We start from the raw sequence: 18,138 nt of genomic DNA, 5'->3' as shown, positions 1-18,138 counted from the left end.
ATGCTAGCTATTATCAAAGAGATCCAATGCAGCCCCAAATTGACTTTAAAAGCATAGAAAAAAGCGGTCGCACCGCTTTTTTTGCTTATTATCCCCAGAATTTTTGGGCGATTGCTTGGCCTTGTTTGATTTTTGCCCATTGTTGCTCAATGGTGAGTTCGTTTCCAGAGTCACAAGAGGCGAAGCCACATTGGTGGGAGAGTAGGAGACGCTCTTTCGGTAGAACGGTTGCTGCTTTCTCGAGCAGGTCTAGGACACGCTTTTCGTCATCCAAGCCCGTCGTCTTACTGGAGAGCAGTCCTAAAACGACTTCCGCATTCTTGTCCTTCAAAGCTGCTAGAGCTGATACATCACCAGCTACATCGCTGTCCCACTCTAGGAAGTAGCGATCATAGTGTTGGTCGCGCAGGAATTTTTCCGCGATAGCTTCGTAGGTACCCTCAGCAGCAGAGCGGCTTTCGTAGTTGCCACGGCAGTTGTGGGTCCAGACAGTCAGTCCTAGCTCATGAGCGTAGTCTACGACTTCGTTATTAATAGCGACAAACTCGTCTGCCAGGTCAGCCAGACTGGCATTGCCCTCTGTATAGAAGCTAGCAGGGTTGGACTCGTCAAAGAGTTCCCAGAGGCAGTCGTCAAACTGGATAATCTGTCCGCCAGCAGCCTTATAGTCGTCCAAAAATTCCTTATAAGCTTGAATCAAGCCTTTTTTCAAGTCTTCATTGGTCTCATAAACTTGTCCTGGTCCAGCCAAGCGGTCAAAGACGGCTAACTCAGTATAAGCATGGGCAGGTCCCCAGACAGTCAGCTTGGTATCTTCACCAGCAGCCTCTTCCTTGACAAGCTTATAAATCTCAATGAAGTGATGATTTTTACCAGAGAGTGGTGCTGTGATGCGGATACCAATATCTTTCCGAGTCTCATATTGCCCGCCGTCGTGGTCCTTGAAGGTATAGCCGTGGTCAGCAATGTAGCGCTCGATTCCCTTAAGTCCCCAGACAAAGTCCAGATGCCACATAGACTTGGAGTATTCCCCATCCGTCAGGATGTCAATTCCCTTAGACTTTTGCTCAGCAACAATCTCCTTGATGTCAGCAGTCTCCGTCTCATGGTAGCCTGGAAAGCTGTCGTAGAAGGGGTATTGAATATCATCGCGGTGCTCAATTTCTGTTTTATACTGGCGCAGATTTTCTGGGCGCAGAAGTGAACCAACCAGTTGAAATTTTGATTTTGTCATAAGATTTCTCACTTTCATTAGGGATTATGATCCATTGTATCGAAAATTTCTCAGCAAATAAAATAGTTAATTCTGCTGGTAGGGTATAGCCCAAAACTATTGCTAGCGCTTCCTGAAATTGTTCTCTCAAATCAAAGTATCTTCTCCATCACAGTTTCCTGAGCCTGAAGCCCTAATCGCTCATAGAAACGCAGGGCTCCGACATTGTCGTTCCAAACATTGAGAGTCAGATTATAGCAGCCGATTTTCCGAGCATAGTCTTCCGCAAAGCGGTAAAGCTGCTCGCCAACCTTTTGCCCTCTGGCTTTCTCATCTACACATAAATCCTCAATAAAAAGTGTCTTGATGGGATTGAGTACCGGACTGACAGGCTGCTTGATGGAGCAGAAGAGATGGCCCAGGACGTCTCCAGTTTCATTCTCAAAGACGAAAATAGGGGTGGACTCTTGTCCCAGAATCTTCTCTAGCTCTTCATTGCTAAACTTACTGCCTTTGGCCTTGAAAATATCCGGCCGAGCTTGATGATGGACAAGCAGGATTTGCTGGAGGAGTTCTTGTAGTGCAGGAATATCGCTGACTTGAGCTTTTCTGATTGGCATAATTTTCTCCATTCATCTTTTATAGAAACATTATACGACAGGGAACTATTTTGTCAAGAGAGCTCGGAAAGACTAACAGAACAAGTAGCGTCTGAATAGCAAAGGTCAGTCAGAGTGAATGATTTCGGAAAGGTGTATTTCCTTATAATAAAAACCATTTTTCTTGACAGATGGAACAGACAAGTGTAGAATATAAGTATAAACTACAAATGTAGGAAAAAGGAGAAAAAAATATGGCTATTACAAAAAAAGCCTTTATCGGAATTCTATCTCTGACAGCAGCAGTCCTATTAGCTGCTTGCTCAGGCAATACTAGTTCATCACAATCTACGCAGAATCAGTCTTCGTCATCATCAGCTGCCTCTTCTTCTAATCAGTCTTCGTCATCATCAGCTGCAGGGCAGGCTACTAATCTAGACGGGCGCTACCAAGCAACCGACCATGATGGTGACCAGCATGTCCTGGAAATCAATGGTACGACTGGTACTTGGACTGAGACTGAGGTTGATGGCAGTAAGGAAACCAGGCAGGTACAAGTAGATAGTGCTAATCAAAGTCTGACAGTTGGCGATGATGTCAAAAGTTACCGCCAAAATGGCAATCAGCTGATTGTGGACGAATTGGACGATGATCCAGACACTCTGACCTTTACCAAGCAGTAAAGCGCTTCTCAATCTGGTCTGAACAACAGGAGGAGCAGTGAGGAAATCAAACTAGAGGCTGGGACAAAAGTCCTAGCCTCTCAATTGTCTTTGGATTGTCGAGCAAGACGCAGTGGTTGAGTGGGCTCTACTACGCTGATTTCATCAGCTTTTACAGCCCTACTCAACTGTGCGGAGGTGGGACGACGAAATCGAATTCTAACGAATTACCGATTTCTGTCCCACTCTCTTTTTTATAAGAATTTTATCTTAAATGATGTCAAAAATTTGACTTGAAGGGTACTCTAAGTTGTATAATAGTTACTATAAAGATATCAAAGGAGAAGAAACGATGAAATTGGCAGTTTATACAAAAGCTGGTCAAGTTGGACTGACTGAGATTGATCGTCCGCAAATCATTGAGGCAGATGATGCCATTATTCGGATTGTTCGGACCTGTGTCTGTGGCTCTGACCTATGGCGCTACCGCAGTCCAGATATTGAAGCAGGCCATCAAAATAGTGGGCATGAAGCGATTGGAATTGTCGAAGAAATTGGAGATGCAGTGACAACTGTAAAACCTGGCGATTTTGTTATTGCGCCATTTACTCATGGATGCGGGCAATGTGATGCCTGCCGAGCAGGATTTGATGGCACCTGTGATTCTCATATTGGTAACAACTGGTCAGACGGGGTACAAGCAGAATATATGCGCTTCGAATTTGCTAACTGGGCTCTTATCAAAATTCCGGGTCAGCCTTCTGATTATACGGAAGGAATGCTCAAATCACTCTTGACACTGGCTGATGTCATGCCAACTGGTTATCATGCTGCACGAGTGGCAGATGTTAAGCCTGGTGATAAGGTGGTCGTGATTGGTGACGGAGCTGTTGGACAATGCGCTGTTATTGCGGCTAAAATGCGTGGTGCTTCCCAAATCGTTCTCATGAGCCGTCATGAAGATCGACAAAAGATGGCTTTAGAGTCAGGTGCGACAGCTGTTGTTGCAGAACGCGGCGAAGAAGGAATTGCCAAAGTACGTGAGATTCTAGGTGGCGGGGCAGATGCAGCTTTGGAATGTGTTGGAACAGAAGCAGCTGTTGATCAAGCTCTGGGAGTCCTTCACAACGGTGGTCGCTTAGGCTTTGTCGGTGTGCCTCACTATAATAACCGAGCTCTTGGTTCTACCTTTGCTCAAAATATTACAGTGGCAGGCGGTGCGGCCTCTGTCACGACTTACGACAAGCAAATCTTGCTCAAGGCAGTTCTTGATGGTGATATTAATCCAGGCAAGGTCTTTACAAGTGAGTACAGACTGGATGATATTGACCAAGCTTATAGGGACATGGATGAACGCAAGACTATTAAGTCCATGATTGTCTTTGATTAGGTGTAGATGAAAAACAGCCTTGCTGCGGTCTCTTTAAGATGGCAGTGGGCTGTTTTTGCATAGCTTGATAGTTCTTTTCATGAAAGGAAATTCATTCTTTTTGCTCTTTGCACCAAGTTATCCATCTTGACCATTCGGCGGCCAGATGGAGCTGGTGTTCTTTGATAAGTCTGTCTGGACAAAGGCTGGGAAATTCGACGCAGAATCGGGCTTCTAGGCCTTTTTCTGTGTCGCGAAACTGATGGCGAATTCCACCGATATTGCAACCATTCACTAGACTGGCGGCACCGACAGTTTGGAAGGGATAAGACGCATCACGAGGCTCCTCTATCTCAGCTTCGCCACCAAGGTCGAGAAAAAACTGTGTTGGCAGTGGACTGTTTCCTGCAGTCTCAATGACTTCAAGTTTGCTGCCGTGGGGCTGCAAGGCATAATGGTCTGGGCAGGCACCAAGGTTGACGCTTTTATGAGCATCTGTTTTTTCTAGCTTTTTACTGAAAGAAGCAGCAGTCAGTCCACTTGCAAAAATCGTGATGATAGCTCTTTTTCTAGGTTTCTTGGACCATTTGGCCGCCCATTTCATCAAATATTGGCTCCATTTGAGTTTAGTTCCGATTTGCTGGATTAGCTCTTCGTATGTCAGCTTCATTTTTGCTTCCAGTAGGGCTTGGTCTAAAATCTCCTTGTTGTCAGTATTAGGCAGCTGTAGATTAAGTATCTTAGCTGCTTTATGGATTCTCTTCTTCCGCCATTGCTCAATTCTTTCTTGACTGACTTCTTTTTGATTGATAATAATCTTCATTATTTAATCCTCTTGTTCTTGTCTTCTACTTATATTTATTATATAGTGGGAGCTGGATAGCATACAAGCATCAATTTTAGAGAGACTGTTGCATTTTGAGGTGAATGGCATGTATGAGAAAAAAATAAGAAAGACAGAGAAGCAGATAGAGACTAGCTTGCTGCAGCTGATGAAAGAGCAGACTTTTGAGACTATCAGTATTCGTCAGCTTATTGATTTGGCAGAGGTGAATCGCAGTACTTTTTATCGGCATTATCTGGATAAATATGATTTGCTGGAGAAGATAGAAGACCGCTTGCTAGGTGATTTGGAGGTCTATTATCAAGAGGCTCTAGAATCTGCCTGCTTGTTCAAGTTAGAAAAGGATTTTAAAGTGGAAGACTATATCCATGAGAAACAAAACCTTTTTCATTTTTTTGAGCCTTACTTGGAAGACTTGGCCATTCTTTTGGGTCCAAATGGCAGTCCAACTAGTTCGCGGCGGTTGCAGGAAGCTCTGAGGGAGATTTTCTCGCAGAGTATTTCCTTGGCTGATCCACATTTAGAGGAGATAGAAGCGGATTTGCTCCTGAATCATCAAGCCGCGTCCTTTATGGGAACTCTGACTTACTGGCTGGCTCATCCTTGTTATCAGGTTCAGCAAATGAGTGATTTTCATACTAGAGTGACCGCTGTTGGTTTAGCAGGTTTTGTCAGAGAGCATATGCAGGGGGATTGACAGGATAGTTTTTCCAGTTTGTTTCTTTATGGTATAATAGTCTCGAATATCTCAAAGGAGGACAGCCTTGTTTTTAGCTTTTAAAGAGATTGTCTACAGCCGCGGACGCTATCGTTTAGTGGTTGCTGTGGTCTTTCTCATTACCTATATGGTTTTCTTTTTATCTAGTCTTTCCGTCGGTTTGGCTAGGCTCAATCGCTTGGCTTTGGACCAATGGCAGGCTGAGTCGATTGTTTTGTCGGAGTACGCCAATAAGAATCTAATAGCTTCGACTCTCAAGGAAGAGGAATACAGCCGCCTGCTTCAAGGGGACTCAATCGCTGCTTTGGGACAAACGTCAGCAGTGGCCAATTATGAAGATGGAACTGATAAACTCAATGCTCAGGTTTTTGGTCTCTCTTGGGATAGTTTTCTAGCGCCTGACATTATTGAGGGACGTCCTGCTGAGAATGCTTATGAAGTTATTGCGGATAAGCGTCTCCAGCAAAAAGGTGTGAAGCTAGGCGACCAACTCCAGCTCAATGGCAGTGAGCGCCTCTATCAGGTTGTTGGCTTCACAGAGGATAATAGCTTCTTTACGCAACCTGTAATTTTTATGGCTCTAGATGATTTCAGGGAATTAAAGTACGGCTCTAGTCAGGTTAAGAATATCAGTGCACTTGTGGTCAAGGATAGTCAGAAGATTGAAGAAGCTGGCCTGAGTCAGCTCTCTATGAGTGATTTTATAGAAAATATCCCTGGCTATCAGCCTCAGGTACTGACTTTTTCCTTTATGATTGGGGCCATGGTTCTGATTACATTTTTGGTATTGGGCATTTTCATGTACATCATTACCATCCAAAAGACCCATCTTTACGGTATTATGCGCGCCCAAGGAATTGCCAGTGGGAAGATTATTGCTTCTATTTTTTGGCAGATTTTCATCCTGTCCACTCTGGGAATCAGCTTAGCTGTCTTGGCTCTCTTGGGAACTCAGCTAGTCTTGCCGGCTTCTATGCCTTTTTACAGTGACTGGAGAGCCTATGCTGGATTGATTGTCCTGATTGTTTTTATGTCACTTGCTGGCGGCCTCTTGTCCATTCATCGGGTTCTGAAAATTGACCCTATCACAGCAATCGGAGGTGAGTAAATGTCAATCATAGAACTAAAAGGGGTTACAAAAGAATATGGCCAGGGTCATACGCTGGTCCAAGCCCTGAAACCAACTGATTTCCAACTTGAAGCGGGGCAGTTTGTAGCTATTATTGGGCCGTCAGGCTCGGGTAAAACAACCTTTCTGACCTTGCTTGGCCATTTGCAAACTCCCTCAAAAGGACAGATTTTCCTGCATGGGAAAGATACCTCCCAGCTCAAGGAAAAGGAACGGGCAGCTCTACGCTTCAATGATTTCGGCTTCATTTTGCAGGCTTCCAATCTCATTCCTTTTTTGAAAATCGAAGACCAGTTCCAGCTGATTGACCGCTTATCTAAAAAGGAAAGAACGGATCTAGACAGTCTGATTGAGTTGCTGGATCTAAAAGGAACACTCAAGCAGTATCCCAAAGAATTGTCTGGTGGGGAACGGCAGAGAGCTGCTATCGCTAGAGCGCTTTACAATAGCCCAGATATTATCTTGGCTGATGAGCCGACAGCTAGTCTGGATACAGAGCGGGCCAAGCGCGTGGTCCATTTGCTCAAAGAGGTGACCCAGAAATTCCATAAGAGCGTGGTCATGATTACCCATGATACCCGCCTGCTGGACGAGGTTGACAAGGTTTATGAGATGCAAGACGGAGTGCTGACTCAAGTTCGATAAAGCGTTAGAATGGTTTATGCAATCAAACAGAGAAAAAAAGGAGAGGACTATGATTCATTATAAAACAAATCCTCAGCTGGATTTTGCGGCAGTGCTAGACCTCTATGATTCGGTTAATTGGAGCAATTACACTAATCGACCTCAGCAGTTAGAGCAAGCCTTCCATCAGTCCTTGTTTGTGATGGCGGCCTATGACGATGAGGAGTTGGTTGGTTTGATTCGAGCAGTCGGGGATGGACTTACCATTGTCTTCATTCAGGATTTGTTGGTGTATCCACACTACCAGCGTCAAGGGATTGGTCGAAGCCTTCTTCAGGAGACTCTGGAAAGTTTTAAAGATGTTTACCAAATCCAGCTGGCGACGGAGCAGTCAGATAAAAATCTAGCGTTTTATCAAGAGCTCGGCTTTCGCCGACAGGAAGATTTCGATTGTACAGGCATGATTTATGCACCTAATAAAAAGTAAAATTATAGAGAGAGTGGGACAGAAATCGGTAATTCGTTAGAATTCGATTTCGTCGTCCCACCTCCGCACAGTTGAGTAGGACTGTAAAAGCTGATGAAATCAGCGTAGTAGAGCCCACTCAACCACTGCGTCTTGCTCGACAATCCAAAGACAATTGAGAGGCTAGGACTTTTGTCCCAGCCTCTTTTGTCATGTTTACAAGGGGATAAGGTATAGAACTAGATTGATGAAAATATTTCTCGGTCTCTTTTGTTTTTCCTTGACAGTTAAATTGTCAGAATTTATAATAAAAGAAGAAAGGTGATAACGGTGTTATCGAATTAAAATCATGAAAAAAGAAACAGATGAGTTAAACGAAAAAATCTTGGAAAGCGCAAGGAGTGAGTTCTTGGCTTATGGCTATCAGGATGCTTCACTGCGGAGAATTTGTCGCGCTGCTGGCTTGACGACTGGGGCACTTTATAAGCGCTATGAGAGTAAGGACAGTCTCTTTACTGCTCTGCTTGAGCCTACTCTGACAGCCTTAGACCAGTATGGACAAGAGCAGAAGCGACGTGACTATGCTTTCCTAGAAGAGGGACACCTGTCTGATATGTGGGGGCATCGCTTAGAGGATCTCCAGTCCCTGATGCGGATTCTCTATGAGCATAAGGATATTATGCAGCTCTTGCTCTTTAAATCTCAGGGTTCTTCGCAAGCGGACTTCAGGATGCGTCTGCCTCATTTGGCTGCAGACGAGACTTATCGCTATTTGGATCTGGCTTACAAAGAGGGGAAAATCAATTATCTGGTCAAACACGAGTTTCTGCGATCGTGCATGACAGCTTATTACACAGCTGTATTTGAGCCCTTGGCTCAAGACTGGCCCCAAGAGCAGGCGCTGGAATTTTGCCATTCCATCATGGACTTGTTTGACTGGGGAGGTTTGCTAGGTTTTTGATAGAAAGAAGGAAATTCTATGAAGAAAAAATCTGTTCTTGCTTGGATCTGGGACTTTGTTTCCCTTCATAAGATGTATTTTGTGCTCAGTCTGATCTTTGCTTTTGCCTCTGTGATTTCAGGATTTCTGCCTTATTTCTTTATTGGTGGAATGATTAATCAGCTCTTGGCTGGCAATAAAAACTGGGATTTCTACCTGCAGCAGTCAGCTTGGGCAGGTCTGGCCTGGATTGGCTACTGGGGATTCCACGGCATTTCCACCATGCTGTCGCATACGGCTACTTTTAAGATTCTAGCGGAAATGCGGCACCGCCTGACAGATAAGCTAGCTAGGCTGCCTTTAGGTACAGTGCTTAGTCAGTCATCAGGCAGTTATAAAAACATTATCGTTGAGCGGGTGGATGCGACCGAAACGACCTTGGCTCACCTGATTCCAGAGTTTACTGCTGGGATTTTTGGTCCGATTATTGTTCTCATTGCCATGCTGGTTATCGATTGGCGACTGACCTTGCTGTCTCTCCTGACTATTCCCATCGTGGCGCTGGCCTATATGCGGATGGTTGCCAATAGCGAAGCAGACTATCAAAATACTCTGGTTAAGACCAAAAAAACTCAATGATACAGCGGTGGAATACATCAACGGGATTGAGGTTATCAAGGTTTTTGGCAAGGAAAAATTTTCTTACGATAAGTTTGTGACTGCTGCTAGAGAAGGAGCAGACTGCTTTATTGAGTGGATGCGCAAGTTCAATCTGGAGATGGGCATTGTGACTGCTTTTCTGCCATCAGGCTTGCTCTTTCTGCTGCCGGCTGGCTGTTATTTCTATCTGCAAGGTAGCTTGACTGCCAGCAATTTCATTCTGATGATTATTCTTTCGCTCAGTCTTCTGACTCCTCTGATTTTAGTGGCTAGTTACATGGACGATTTACGGAAAATCGGGACTATTTTTGGCCAAGTGATTGATATTTTGGAAAAGCCTGATTTGAAAAGGCCTCAGGAGCTGAGAGAACTTCCAAAAGGAAGGGATCTGGTCATGACGGATGTCAGCTTTGGCTATACAGATGAAGAGGAAGTACTGCATGGTATTTCGCTAGATATAAAGGCTGGCAGCATCAATGCTTTAGTTGGGCCATCAGGCTCAGGTAAGTCTACAATTGCCAAGCTTCTAGCTTCTTTCTGGGATGTCACTTCTGGTCAGATTACCTATGGTGGCTTGGACATTCGCCAGCTTCCGCTAGACTATTACAGTCGGCAGATTGCTTACGTGACCCAAGATAACTATCTCTTTGATGAGACTATTATGGAAAATATCCGGATGGGAAATCCAGCAGCTTCTGACGAAGAGGTTATCGAAATTGCCCATCGCTGTGGCTGTTATGACTTTATCATGAACTTAGAAGACGGCTTTGAAACTCAAGTAGGCTCTGGCGGCGGTCATCTATCTGGCGGGGAGCGTCAGCGGATTGCCATCGCCCGTGCCATGCTTAAGGATGCGCCGATTCTTATTTTGGATGAAGCGACTGCTTATACAGATCCGGAAAATGAAGCACGGATTCAGTCCAGTCTAGCTCGTCTGATTGAGGGACGAACCTTGATTGTCATTGCCCACAGGCTGTCTACGATTATGAGTGCAGACCAGATAGTTCTGGTCAATGATGGTCGAATTGAAGCTAGGGGCCGGCATGAAGAGTTACTGGCAGCTAGTCCGCTTTATTCTTCCATGTGGCAGGCCCATATTGCTACCAGGGATAGTGGTGAGTTGGAAGGAGGGCTGACTCATGCTTAATATACTGAAGAAATTCTTTGATTTCTGTACGGCAGAGGACCGTAGGAAATTTTATCAATCCATTTTTCTGGGCATCATCAAGTCCTTTATCATCGCTCTGCGTATCCCAGCAATCGGCCTAGTTGTTATGGGACTGATTGAGAAGAATCTCTCTATGCGAACCTTCTGGCTGGCTCTGGGAATCATGCTGGTATCCACTGTGCTAAACGTCTGGATTACCCTGAAAATTACCATGCTACAGACGGAAGCGGGCTATCATACCTGTGCTCAGAAGCGGATTGAAATTGCCGAGCACATGCGCTATCTGCCCATGGGTTACTTTAATCAAAATAGCTTAGGCAAGATTACCAGTGTTACGACCAATACGCTGGAAGGGCTGTCTGATGTAGCTACCAGAGTGGTTATGATGACTGTGCAGGGCTTTCTGACGACTGGTCTCATCACCGCTTTGGTCTTTCTCTATGACTGGCGGGTTGGACTGGTTCTCTTGGTGGGTCTCGTCCTCTTTCTCCTGCCAAATACTCTCATGCGTTGGCAAGTTGGCAAGGTTTCTGATGACAAGTATCAGGCAGATACGGACCTGGTAGCCGTTGTTTTGGAGTATAGCCAAGGGATTGCTGAAGTTAAGAACTATAATCTGGTCAACCGTTCTGCCAAGAAGCTGTCCAAGGCTATTGAAGGCAAGAGTCAGCTAGATACCAAAATGACACTCGTGACCTCACCTTACATTGCCCTCCAGGGCATAGTGACCAAGCTGACCGGTCTCTTTATGGGGCTTTTCTCTATCTACTTTTATCTCAATGGCAGTATGGAGCTGTTGGTAACCATTATGATGATTGTCAGTGGTTTTATGATTTATGAAAATCTAGACGGCGTTGGGTCTTTCTCTTCTCTACTGCGCATTGTTGATTTGTCGGTTGATATGGTCAATCAAGTCTTAGCTATCCAGCCGATGGACATCAGCGGTCAGGATATTGAGCCTAAGAGCAGCCGGATTGAGCTGAGAGACGTTAGCTTCTCTTATGGAAATAAGAAAATCATTGACCAGGTTTCCCTCACCATTCCCGAAAAAACAACAACTGCCTTGGTCGGACCTTCTGGGTCAGGCAAAACAACGCTCTGCAACCTCATCGCCCGCTTCTGGGATGTGGACCAGGGAAGTATCAGTTTGGATGGGCATGATGTTAGAGATTACAGCTATGACAGCCTGATTCGCAATTTCAGCTTTGTCTTCCAAAGTGTCTATCTCTTTGAGGATACCATTGCTAATAACATCCGTTTTGGCAAGCCGGAGGCCAGTCAGGAAGAAGTAATAGAGGCTGCCAAGAAAGCAGCCTGTCATGACTTTATCCTCTCGCTGCCTGATGGTTATAACACCAAGATTGGTGAAGGAGGTGCCAGTCTTTCTGGAGGTGAGCGTCAGCGCATTTCCATCGCTCGGGCCATTATTAAGGATGCGCCTATTATCATTCTGGATGAAGCAACAGCCAATGTTGACCCCGAAAACGAAGAAGCTCTCATGCAGGCCATTCAGGCTCTGACTCGCGATAAGACCATTATCATGATTGCCCACCGGCTCAAGACGGTTGAGCATGCAGACCAGATTTTGGTGCTGGATCAAGGCCGTATTGTCGAGCAAGGCAAACACCGAGACTTACTAGCCAAACAAGGTATCTATAGTAAGTTTATCCAAGAAAGAAAAACAGCCGCCAGCTGGCGGATTTAGATGGGGAATTAACAGTTGATACAGCGAGCTTCTGTAGCTTGCTGTTTTTCATTTATTGGCAGGAATGGTATAATAGTGGATAGTCATAAGAAGTTGATTAGTGAATTGCGGAGAAGATGAAGAAGACGAGTGCTAATGCTAAATGATGACATTTTAATCTATTAGCACGGAAAAGAACAAAGTTTTAAATTTTAAATGAAGAGGTACGCCATGAATGAAATCAAATGCCCCAACTGCGGGGAAGTTTTTACAGTTAATGAGAGCCAGTACAGTGAGCTTTTGTCTCAGGTTCGAACTGCAGAGTTTGACAAGGAAATTCATGCTCGGATTGAGCAGGAGCTGGCTTTAGCAGAGCAAAAATCCCAGAATGTCCAACAAGCTCTCCTATCGCAGAAAGAACAGGAAATTAGCAATCTTCAAAGTCAAATTGCTCAGTTTGAGACCCAGCAGGAATTGGCAAAGAAAAAGGCGGAGCAGGCAGCTAGTCTTCAATTGCAAGAAAAAGACAAGGAAGTTCAGCAATTGGAAAGTCAGCTGACAACTCTGCGCTTGGAGCATGAGAACGAACTGCAAAAGACCTTGTCTGCGCTGGAAAAAGAGCGAGACGAGGTTAAGAATCAGCTAGTTTTGCAAGAAAAGGAAGCAGCGCTAGCTCAGACCTCTCTCAAAGAGCGCTATGAGGTAGAGCTGCGTCAGAAAGATGAGACCATAGAGTTCTACAAGGATTTCAAAGCCAAGCAGTCCACTAAGATGATTGGTGAGAGTTTGGAACAGCACTGCGAGTACGAGTTTAACAAGAACCGTATGGCTATGTTTCCACGAGCCGAGTTTGGCAAGGACAATGATGCCAGAACCGGCAGCAAGGGTGACTACATTTACCGTGAGGTGGATGAAAATGGTGTAGAAATCCTCTCCATCATGTTTGAGATGAAAAATGAAGGTGATGAGACAGCTACCAAGAAGAAAAACGAGCATTTCTTCAAAGAACTGGATAAGGACCGGCGGGAGAAAGGCTGCGAGTATGCTATTCTGGTGACACTTCTGGAGGCTGACAGCGAGCTCTACAATTCGGGTATTGTCGATGTGTCCTATGCCTATGAGAAGATGTATGTTATCCGGCCTCAGTTCTTCTTGCCCATGATTACCCTCCTGCGTAATGCTGCGCTTAACTCGCTCAAGTACAAGCAGGAACTGGCCTTGGTGCGGGAGCAGAATATTGATATTACGCATTTTGAGGAAGATTTGGATGCCTTTAAAGTAGCTTTCGCCAAGAACTATCAGTCTGCTTCGACCAACTTTGGCAAGGCCATCGAGGAGATTGACAAGGCCATCCGCCGTATGGAAGAAATCAAGAAGTTCCTGACGACCTCTGAAAACCAGCTGCGATTGGCAAACAATAAACTGGACGACGTCTCCGTCAAGAAACTGACGCGCAAAAATCCTACTATGAAAGCTAAGTTTGAAGCGCTAAAGGGAGAGTGAGAAAGAAATGGGAAATGAAATATTAGTTCAGAATACTGACGAAGTAGATGAGGTACAAAGTTTAAATTACGATGAGTTAGAAGAACTGCTAGAGCAACAATTTAAGATGGAATTTTCTAATCTTGAAAAGTTACAAATAGAATTTAAAGAGATTGGTTCACCCGATAAGTTAAGCGATGTTATTTTAGATGAAATTTGGAGTCAATTTGGGAATCAAATTGGCTTAGATATGACAAGTGATACCCTTCTCCAGCAGTATAATGATAAGCATCCTGAAGGTTATACAAAAGATATTGGTGACAGAATTGTAAAAGACAAAAGATATCTCGATGCAAATAAATCCATGAAAAAAAACCAAAAATCAGGAAATCTGAGGGATGAATACACTGGAAAAACATTAAAAAGAAATGAAAAAGCAAATCTCGATCATGTAATTCCAAGGAAGCAAGTCTATGAGAATGTTTGGAGAAAAATTGCTAATTTAGAAACTGCAGATTTAGCGAATAAAAAGGAAAATTTGGCTCCCACTAATGAATCTCTTAATAAAAGTAAAGGAGCAAAATCCAACAGTGAGTATATAAAAATAGAGAATTTAGAGAAGAGAAACTCATAGAACAAGTTAAAAAAGATAATGAAAAAATTGATAGGAAAAATATCTCAAATGCAGAAAAGAAAAATTTAAAATCTGTAAACAATAAAAGATTAAACGATAAATTAGCTGCTGATTCACAGAAGATGCTTAAGGTTGAGAAAAAAGCAAAGAAAGCAATCAATAGAGATATAGCAAAAAAAGTACCTGTAAAAATGGCAAATAAGGCAGGTAAAGATGCTGTTAAAGCAATGTTTGTTGCAGCTTTATTTGGGATGCTGAAAGAAATTATGAATGCTTTGGTTCGTTTTTTCAAATCTAAAAAACGTTCGTTTGATATATTCTTATCAGAAATGAAAAATGCACTTCATTCTTTCTTTGATAAGATTAAAGATTTTATTAAACTAGGTGTAGATAGTTTTGTTGGAAGCATCGTCGGAGAAATTATTGGTGTAATTAACCAGAAACTAAAAAAACTTCCAAACTTGATTAAACAAATATTTGGTTCAATAAGAGAAAGTATCTCTTATCTATCAAATTCTGAAAATCAGACACATTCCACAGCAATTAAGGTAGCTCACATTTCAAAAATTATTACTTCTGGTTTAGTTGCTGTAGGTGCAATGTTTTTAGGAGAATATTTTGAACAGTTCTTAAATAAGATACCAGGTATGACTTTTGAAATAAAACTTCTAGGAACAATTGCTAATATTTTAGGGATGTTCCTAGCAAGTTTACTAACTGGAATCTTGGGTGCCATAATCATTAACGGACTTGATGGATTTATTTCAAGGAAACTACAAGAAGAAAACAAAAAGCAACAAGCTGATAAGAAGAACGAATTACTAAGATTTCAGGATGTTCAAATTTTTGTTGCCGAGCAAAATGTTGCAGTTAAGCGAAATGATATCTTCAGTAAGATGGCTAAGAATCATCAAAAACTAAGAGAACTGCTTGGTAATGTTCAAGAGGAGTTTTCTAATTCCAAGACTGATTCCACACAGCGATTATTAGATAACGAAATATATTTTGATGATAAGCAAAGTGAACTTGAAGAAATGCAAAATGCATTAAATGATTTATTATAGGAGAAAATTATGTCAGAAGAATTAGAGATTCAAGTTTTAGCAAATTCTGAAAGATTTAATGAAAAAAAACAAGAGCTAAAAGCCTTTAGTGAAGAGATTCCAGAACAATCAGATTTACCAACTGTCCCACAAGACGATCCTATGCTAGGATTTATTGGTATGGAATATGATGTTAAAGGTAAGGATTTAAACGCTCTCACTGATGCCGTTCAAAATAGAATGATTGAACAAAACAAGCATATAAAAAAGATTATTCAGGAATTTAATACAATATATGAAACATTCCAAATATTGGATGATGAGTATATTCAAAGTATTTCAAATTCTTTGATTGCAGCCAAAGAGGCAAATAATAAAGCTATACAGGGATTGCGCGAGATAGAAGAATATCAAACTGGTAATAAAAAACTATTAGATGATGTTTTTAAACAGAATAAAGATTTAATTGATATATTGAAGAAACATCATAAAAAGCTAGAAGAGTTAGAACAACTTGAAGATAAGCAAGGTGAAATTCAAATTGAAATTGAAAATTTAAAAGATAACCTAAAAACATTGGTGAAATTAGAAAGACTAGAAAATAGTTTTAACGATTTGCATTTACAAGTTGAAGAAACACAAAATGGTCTTAAAAACGACGTAGATAAGATGAATGTTCGATTAATAGAGGAAGGCAAAAATCTTACTTTAACCGTCGAGAAATTTCAAACTGAATTAGAGGAAAAACAAAATGAGATTATTTTCCTTAGAAAAGGATTCTATATCTTAGGAATCTTATTCGCTCTAATAGTAGTATTTCTGTTATTTAAAGGAATGTAGATGATTAGTGAAACATATTTAAAAATGTTAAAATCAGAAGTGAAGAAAATTGATGATTTAACAAATAGTACTTATGAATTAGAAGTAATTCTTCAAGATATAGTTGATAATGCTAAAAATGCTGAGTTAGAGTTTATAAAACGATTAGGAAACTTAACAAGTAAAGAAACATTCTCTAAAATCAAAGATAAGCAAACTGGCATTTTGGAATTATTGTATAAATATCTTGGTTCTAGAGTTATTGATATAAATTATTTGATTTTGAAAGAAACAAATAATAAATCATTTGAAGCATTAGCTAATGATTTAAAATCATTAATAGGTTTAGAAAATGTGAAGAAAGAGATTGAAGATCTAGTCGCATTTAATAAAGTTCAACAAAGTAGAGAAAAAATCGGTCTTAAAAGAACAAATAGAACTATGCATATGGCATTTTTAGGCAATCCAGGTACCGGTAAAACTACAGTTGCCAGAATCGTCGGGAATATGTATCGTTCTTTAGGAATATTAAGTAAAGGTCACTTTATAGAGGCGAGTAGAACAGACTTGATAGCAGAATATCAAGGTCAGACAGCCTCTAAAGTTAAAAGATTGATACAAAAAGCAAAGGTGGTGTATTGTTTATAGATGAAGCATACAGTATTACAGAGAATGATAAAAGTGATAGTTACGGTCGAGAGTGTTTAACTGAGTTAACTAAAGCATTGGAAGACTATCGTGATGATTTGGTGGTTATTGTTGCGGGATATGATGAATTGATGAAGAAATTTTTTGAATCTAATCCTGGCTTAAAATCAAGATTTAATTATTTTATTACGTTTGAAGATTATACTGTGGACCAAATGTTTGATATTTTTCTTTCATATTGCAAAAATGAAGAGTACACTTTGCGTGATTCTGCAAAAGAAAAATTAAAAAAATATTTAGAACTACATACTAACAATCTTGAAAATAAAAATGCAAATGGACGATTTGTAAGAAATGTATTTGACAGGATAATTATGAACCAAGCAAGAAGATTGGCTAAATTAAATTCTGATACAAAGGAGAATTATGTTACAATCCTTGAAGAAGACATTTTTTGAATGAAATTAGAAAGCGACACATGAACGGAATTATCAACTTAAAAAAAGAAGCGGGCATGACCTCGCATGATGCGGTATTTAAGCTGCGCAAGATCTTAAAAACAAAGAAAATCGGTCATGGGGGCACCTTGGATCCAGATGTGGTAGGGGTGCTTCCCATTGCTGTGGGCAAGGCAACGCGCTTAGTCGAGTTCATGCAGGAGGAAGGCAAGGTCTACGAGGGGGAAATCACACTGGGCTACTCAACAACGACAGAGGATGCCAGCGGAGACATCCTAGAGCGGACGCCAGTGACGGAACTTTTAGAAGAAGCTCTCATTGATGAAGCGATGGAGTCCATGACCGGTGAGATTCGTCAGTTTCCGCCCATGTACTCTGCAGTCAAGGTAAATGGCCGCAAGCTTTATGAGTATGCAAGAGCGGGTCAAGAAGTGGAGCGGCCAGAGCGGCAGGTGACCATCTATAGTTTCGAGCGCACCAGTCCGATTGCCTATGAAGATGAACAAGCCCGCTTTCGCTTTCGAGTGAAGTGTAGCAAGGGGACCTATGTCCGAACTCTGTCTGTTGATTTGGGAGCCAAGCTTGGCTTTGCCAGTCACATGTCCCAGCTGACACGGACTTCCTCAGCAGGTATGAGCTTAGATGATGCCTTGACCTTGGATGAAATAGCGGAGCGAGTAGCAAGGGAGGATTTCTCCTTTCTCCAACCACTCGAATTGGGAATCGGAGATTTACTGAAGGTTGAGCTTTCTGACGAGCAGGTTGAGGACGTGAGGAACGGCCGTTTTATCAGCTTGATGTCAGAAGAAGCTGAGCTAGCTGGCTTTTATAAGGAGAAGTTAGTAGCTATTTTGGAAAAGCGTGAAGCAGTTTACAAGCCTCGTAAGGTCTTCCTTTAATATCCGCAGTAGAATTGTCAAAAGATTGTTACTCTTTTGTAATATGAAATGTGCGCTTGCATGTTATAATAATTTCATT

The 18,138-nt window shown here is 42.1% G+C and carries 14 protein-coding genes and 4 pseudogenes; 14 read left to right on the top strand and 4 right to left on the bottom strand.

Annotated elements, in window-relative coordinates; all coding sequences use genetic code 11:
- Positions 1–88: 88 nt before the first annotated feature.
- Together FFV08_07510 and FFV08_07505 are read right to left on the bottom strand one after the other, a co-directional pair.
- A complete protein-coding gene (locus FFV08_07510; protein QLB52463.1) occupies positions 89–1,252 on the bottom strand; it encodes a cobalamin-independent methionine synthase II family protein in 1,164 nt (387 codons plus the stop codon).
- Between the two features lie 113 nt (positions 1,253–1,365).
- Positions 1,366–1,833, bottom strand: coding sequence for a GNAT family N-acetyltransferase (locus FFV08_07505; protein ID QLB52462.1), 468 nt, complete (start codon positions 1,831–1,833; stop codon positions 1,366–1,368).
- A gap of 233 nt (positions 1,834–2,066) precedes the next feature.
- Here FFV08_07505 and FFV08_07500 point away from each other — a divergent pair, with 233 nt between their 5' ends.
- Positions 2,067–2,495 (top strand): hypothetical protein, encoded by a 429-nt coding sequence (locus tag FFV08_07500; GenBank protein QLB52461.1) that lies wholly within the window; start codon positions 2,067–2,069, stop codon positions 2,493–2,495.
- Positions 2,496–2,658: 163 nt separating this feature from the next.
- On the opposite strand, the pseudogene FFV08_07495 reads toward FFV08_07500, so the two are convergent.
- Positions 2,659–2,730: pseudogene (locus FFV08_07495) on the bottom strand (NUDIX hydrolase).
- 96 nt (positions 2,731–2,826) lie between these two features.
- Here FFV08_07495 and FFV08_07490 point away from each other — a divergent pair.
- Positions 2,827–3,864, top strand: a complete 1,038-nt coding sequence (locus FFV08_07490; GenBank protein ID QLB52460.1) for a zinc-binding dehydrogenase — start codon at positions 2,827–2,829, stop codon at positions 3,862–3,864.
- 91 nt (positions 3,865–3,955) lie between these two features.
- On the opposite strand, the gene FFV08_07485 is transcribed toward FFV08_07490, so the two are convergent.
- Complete coding sequence (locus FFV08_07485) at positions 3,956–4,666, bottom strand: hypothetical protein (GenBank protein QLB52459.1); 711 nt, start codon at positions 4,664–4,666, stop codon at positions 3,956–3,958.
- A gap of 109 nt (positions 4,667–4,775) precedes the next feature.
- On the opposite strand from FFV08_07485, the gene FFV08_07480 reads away from it, so the two are divergent.
- From FFV08_07480 to truB, 12 genes and pseudogenes are all read left to right on the top strand, one after another.
- Entirely contained in the window at positions 4,776–5,384 is a 609-nt protein-coding gene (locus tag FFV08_07480; GenBank protein QLB52458.1) for a TetR/AcrR family transcriptional regulator, read from the top strand.
- A gap of 118 nt (positions 5,385–5,502) precedes the next feature.
- Positions 5,503–6,513, top strand: a complete 1,011-nt coding sequence (locus FFV08_07475) for an ABC transporter permease (GenBank protein QLB53286.1) — start codon at positions 5,503–5,505, stop codon at positions 6,511–6,513.
- Entirely contained in the window at positions 6,514–7,179 is a 666-nt protein-coding gene (locus FFV08_07470) for an ABC transporter ATP-binding protein (GenBank protein QLB52457.1), read from the top strand. It begins immediately after the preceding gene.
- A 49-nt stretch (positions 7,180–7,228) separates the two neighbouring features.
- Positions 7,229–7,645, top strand: coding sequence for a GNAT family N-acetyltransferase (locus tag FFV08_07465; GenBank protein ID QLB52456.1), 417 nt, complete (start codon positions 7,229–7,231; stop codon positions 7,643–7,645).
- Positions 7,646–7,973: 328 nt separating this feature from the next.
- Positions 7,974–8,585, top strand: coding sequence for a TetR/AcrR family transcriptional regulator (locus FFV08_07460; GenBank protein ID QLB52455.1), 612 nt, complete (start codon positions 7,974–7,976; stop codon positions 8,583–8,585).
- 18 nt (positions 8,586–8,603) lie between these two features.
- A pseudogene (locus FFV08_07455) lies at positions 8,604–10,371 on the top strand (ABC transporter ATP-binding protein).
- Complete coding sequence (locus FFV08_07450) at positions 10,364–12,097, top strand: ABC transporter ATP-binding protein (protein ID QLB52454.1); 1,734 nt, start codon at positions 10,364–10,366, stop codon at positions 12,095–12,097. Before FFV08_07455 ends, FFV08_07450 begins: the two are co-directional and overlap by 8 nt.
- A gap of 210 nt (positions 12,098–12,307) precedes the next feature.
- Complete coding sequence (locus FFV08_07445; protein QLB52453.1) at positions 12,308–13,579, top strand: DUF2130 domain-containing protein; 1,272 nt, start codon at positions 12,308–12,310, stop codon at positions 13,577–13,579.
- A gap of 7 nt (positions 13,580–13,586) precedes the next feature.
- Positions 13,587–15,256 (top strand): annotated as a pseudogene (locus FFV08_07440) (hypothetical protein).
- Positions 15,257–15,265: 9 nt separating this feature from the next.
- Positions 15,266–16,075, top strand: coding sequence for a hypothetical protein (locus tag FFV08_07435; GenBank protein QLB52452.1), 810 nt, complete (start codon positions 15,266–15,268; stop codon positions 16,073–16,075).
- Positions 16,076–17,160 (top strand): annotated as a pseudogene (locus tag FFV08_07430) (AAA family ATPase).
- Positions 17,161–17,180: 20 nt separating this feature from the next.
- Positions 17,181–18,059, top strand: a complete 879-nt coding sequence (truB, locus tag FFV08_07425; protein QLB53285.1) for a tRNA pseudouridine(55) synthase TruB — start codon at positions 17,181–17,183, stop codon at positions 18,057–18,059.
- Positions 18,060–18,138 lie beyond the last annotated feature (79 nt).

The sequence above is a fragment of the Streptococcus sanguinis genome, from assembly GCA_013378335.1.
GTDB classification, from domain to species: domain Bacteria; phylum Bacillota; class Bacilli; order Lactobacillales; family Streptococcaceae; genus Streptococcus; species Streptococcus sanguinis_I.
Note: the sequence above shows the minus strand (reverse complement) of the source record. Positions and strands in the feature narration are given on the sequence as shown.

What these genes read in the sequence shown, in the direction of transcription:
- FFV08_07510 (QLB52463.1), bottom strand. Translation starts at nt 1,252, where the DNA reads ATGAAAGTGAGAAATCTTATGACAAAATCAAAATTTCAACTGGTTGGT.
- FFV08_07505 (QLB52462.1), bottom strand. Translation starts at nt 1,833, where the DNA reads ATGCCAATCAGAAAAGCTCAAGTCAGCGATATTCCTGCACTACAAGAA.
- FFV08_07500 (QLB52461.1), top strand. Translation starts at nt 2,067, where the DNA reads ATGGCTATTACAAAAAAAGCCTTTATCGGAATTCTATCTCTGACAGCA.
- FFV08_07490 (QLB52460.1), top strand. Translation starts at nt 2,827, where the DNA reads ATGAAATTGGCAGTTTATACAAAAGCTGGTCAAGTTGGACTGACTGAG.
- FFV08_07485 (QLB52459.1), bottom strand. Translation starts at nt 4,666, where the DNA reads ATGAAGATTATTATCAATCAAAAAGAAGTCAGTCAAGAAAGAATTGAG.
- FFV08_07480 (QLB52458.1), top strand. Translation starts at nt 4,776, where the DNA reads ATGTATGAGAAAAAAATAAGAAAGACAGAGAAGCAGATAGAGACTAGC.
- FFV08_07470 (QLB52457.1), top strand. Translation starts at nt 6,514, where the DNA reads ATGTCAATCATAGAACTAAAAGGGGTTACAAAAGAATATGGCCAGGGT.
- FFV08_07465 (QLB52456.1), top strand. Translation starts at nt 7,229, where the DNA reads ATGATTCATTATAAAACAAATCCTCAGCTGGATTTTGCGGCAGTGCTA.
- FFV08_07460 (QLB52455.1), top strand. Translation starts at nt 7,974, where the DNA reads ATGAAAAAAGAAACAGATGAGTTAAACGAAAAAATCTTGGAAAGCGCA.
- FFV08_07450 (QLB52454.1), top strand. Translation starts at nt 10,364, where the DNA reads ATGCTTAATATACTGAAGAAATTCTTTGATTTCTGTACGGCAGAGGAC.
- FFV08_07445 (QLB52453.1), top strand. Translation starts at nt 12,308, where the DNA reads ATGAATGAAATCAAATGCCCCAACTGCGGGGAAGTTTTTACAGTTAAT.
- FFV08_07435 (QLB52452.1), top strand. Translation starts at nt 15,266, where the DNA reads ATGTCAGAAGAATTAGAGATTCAAGTTTTAGCAAATTCTGAAAGATTT.
- truB (QLB53285.1), top strand. Translation starts at nt 17,181, where the DNA reads ATGAACGGAATTATCAACTTAAAAAAAGAAGCGGGCATGACCTCGCAT.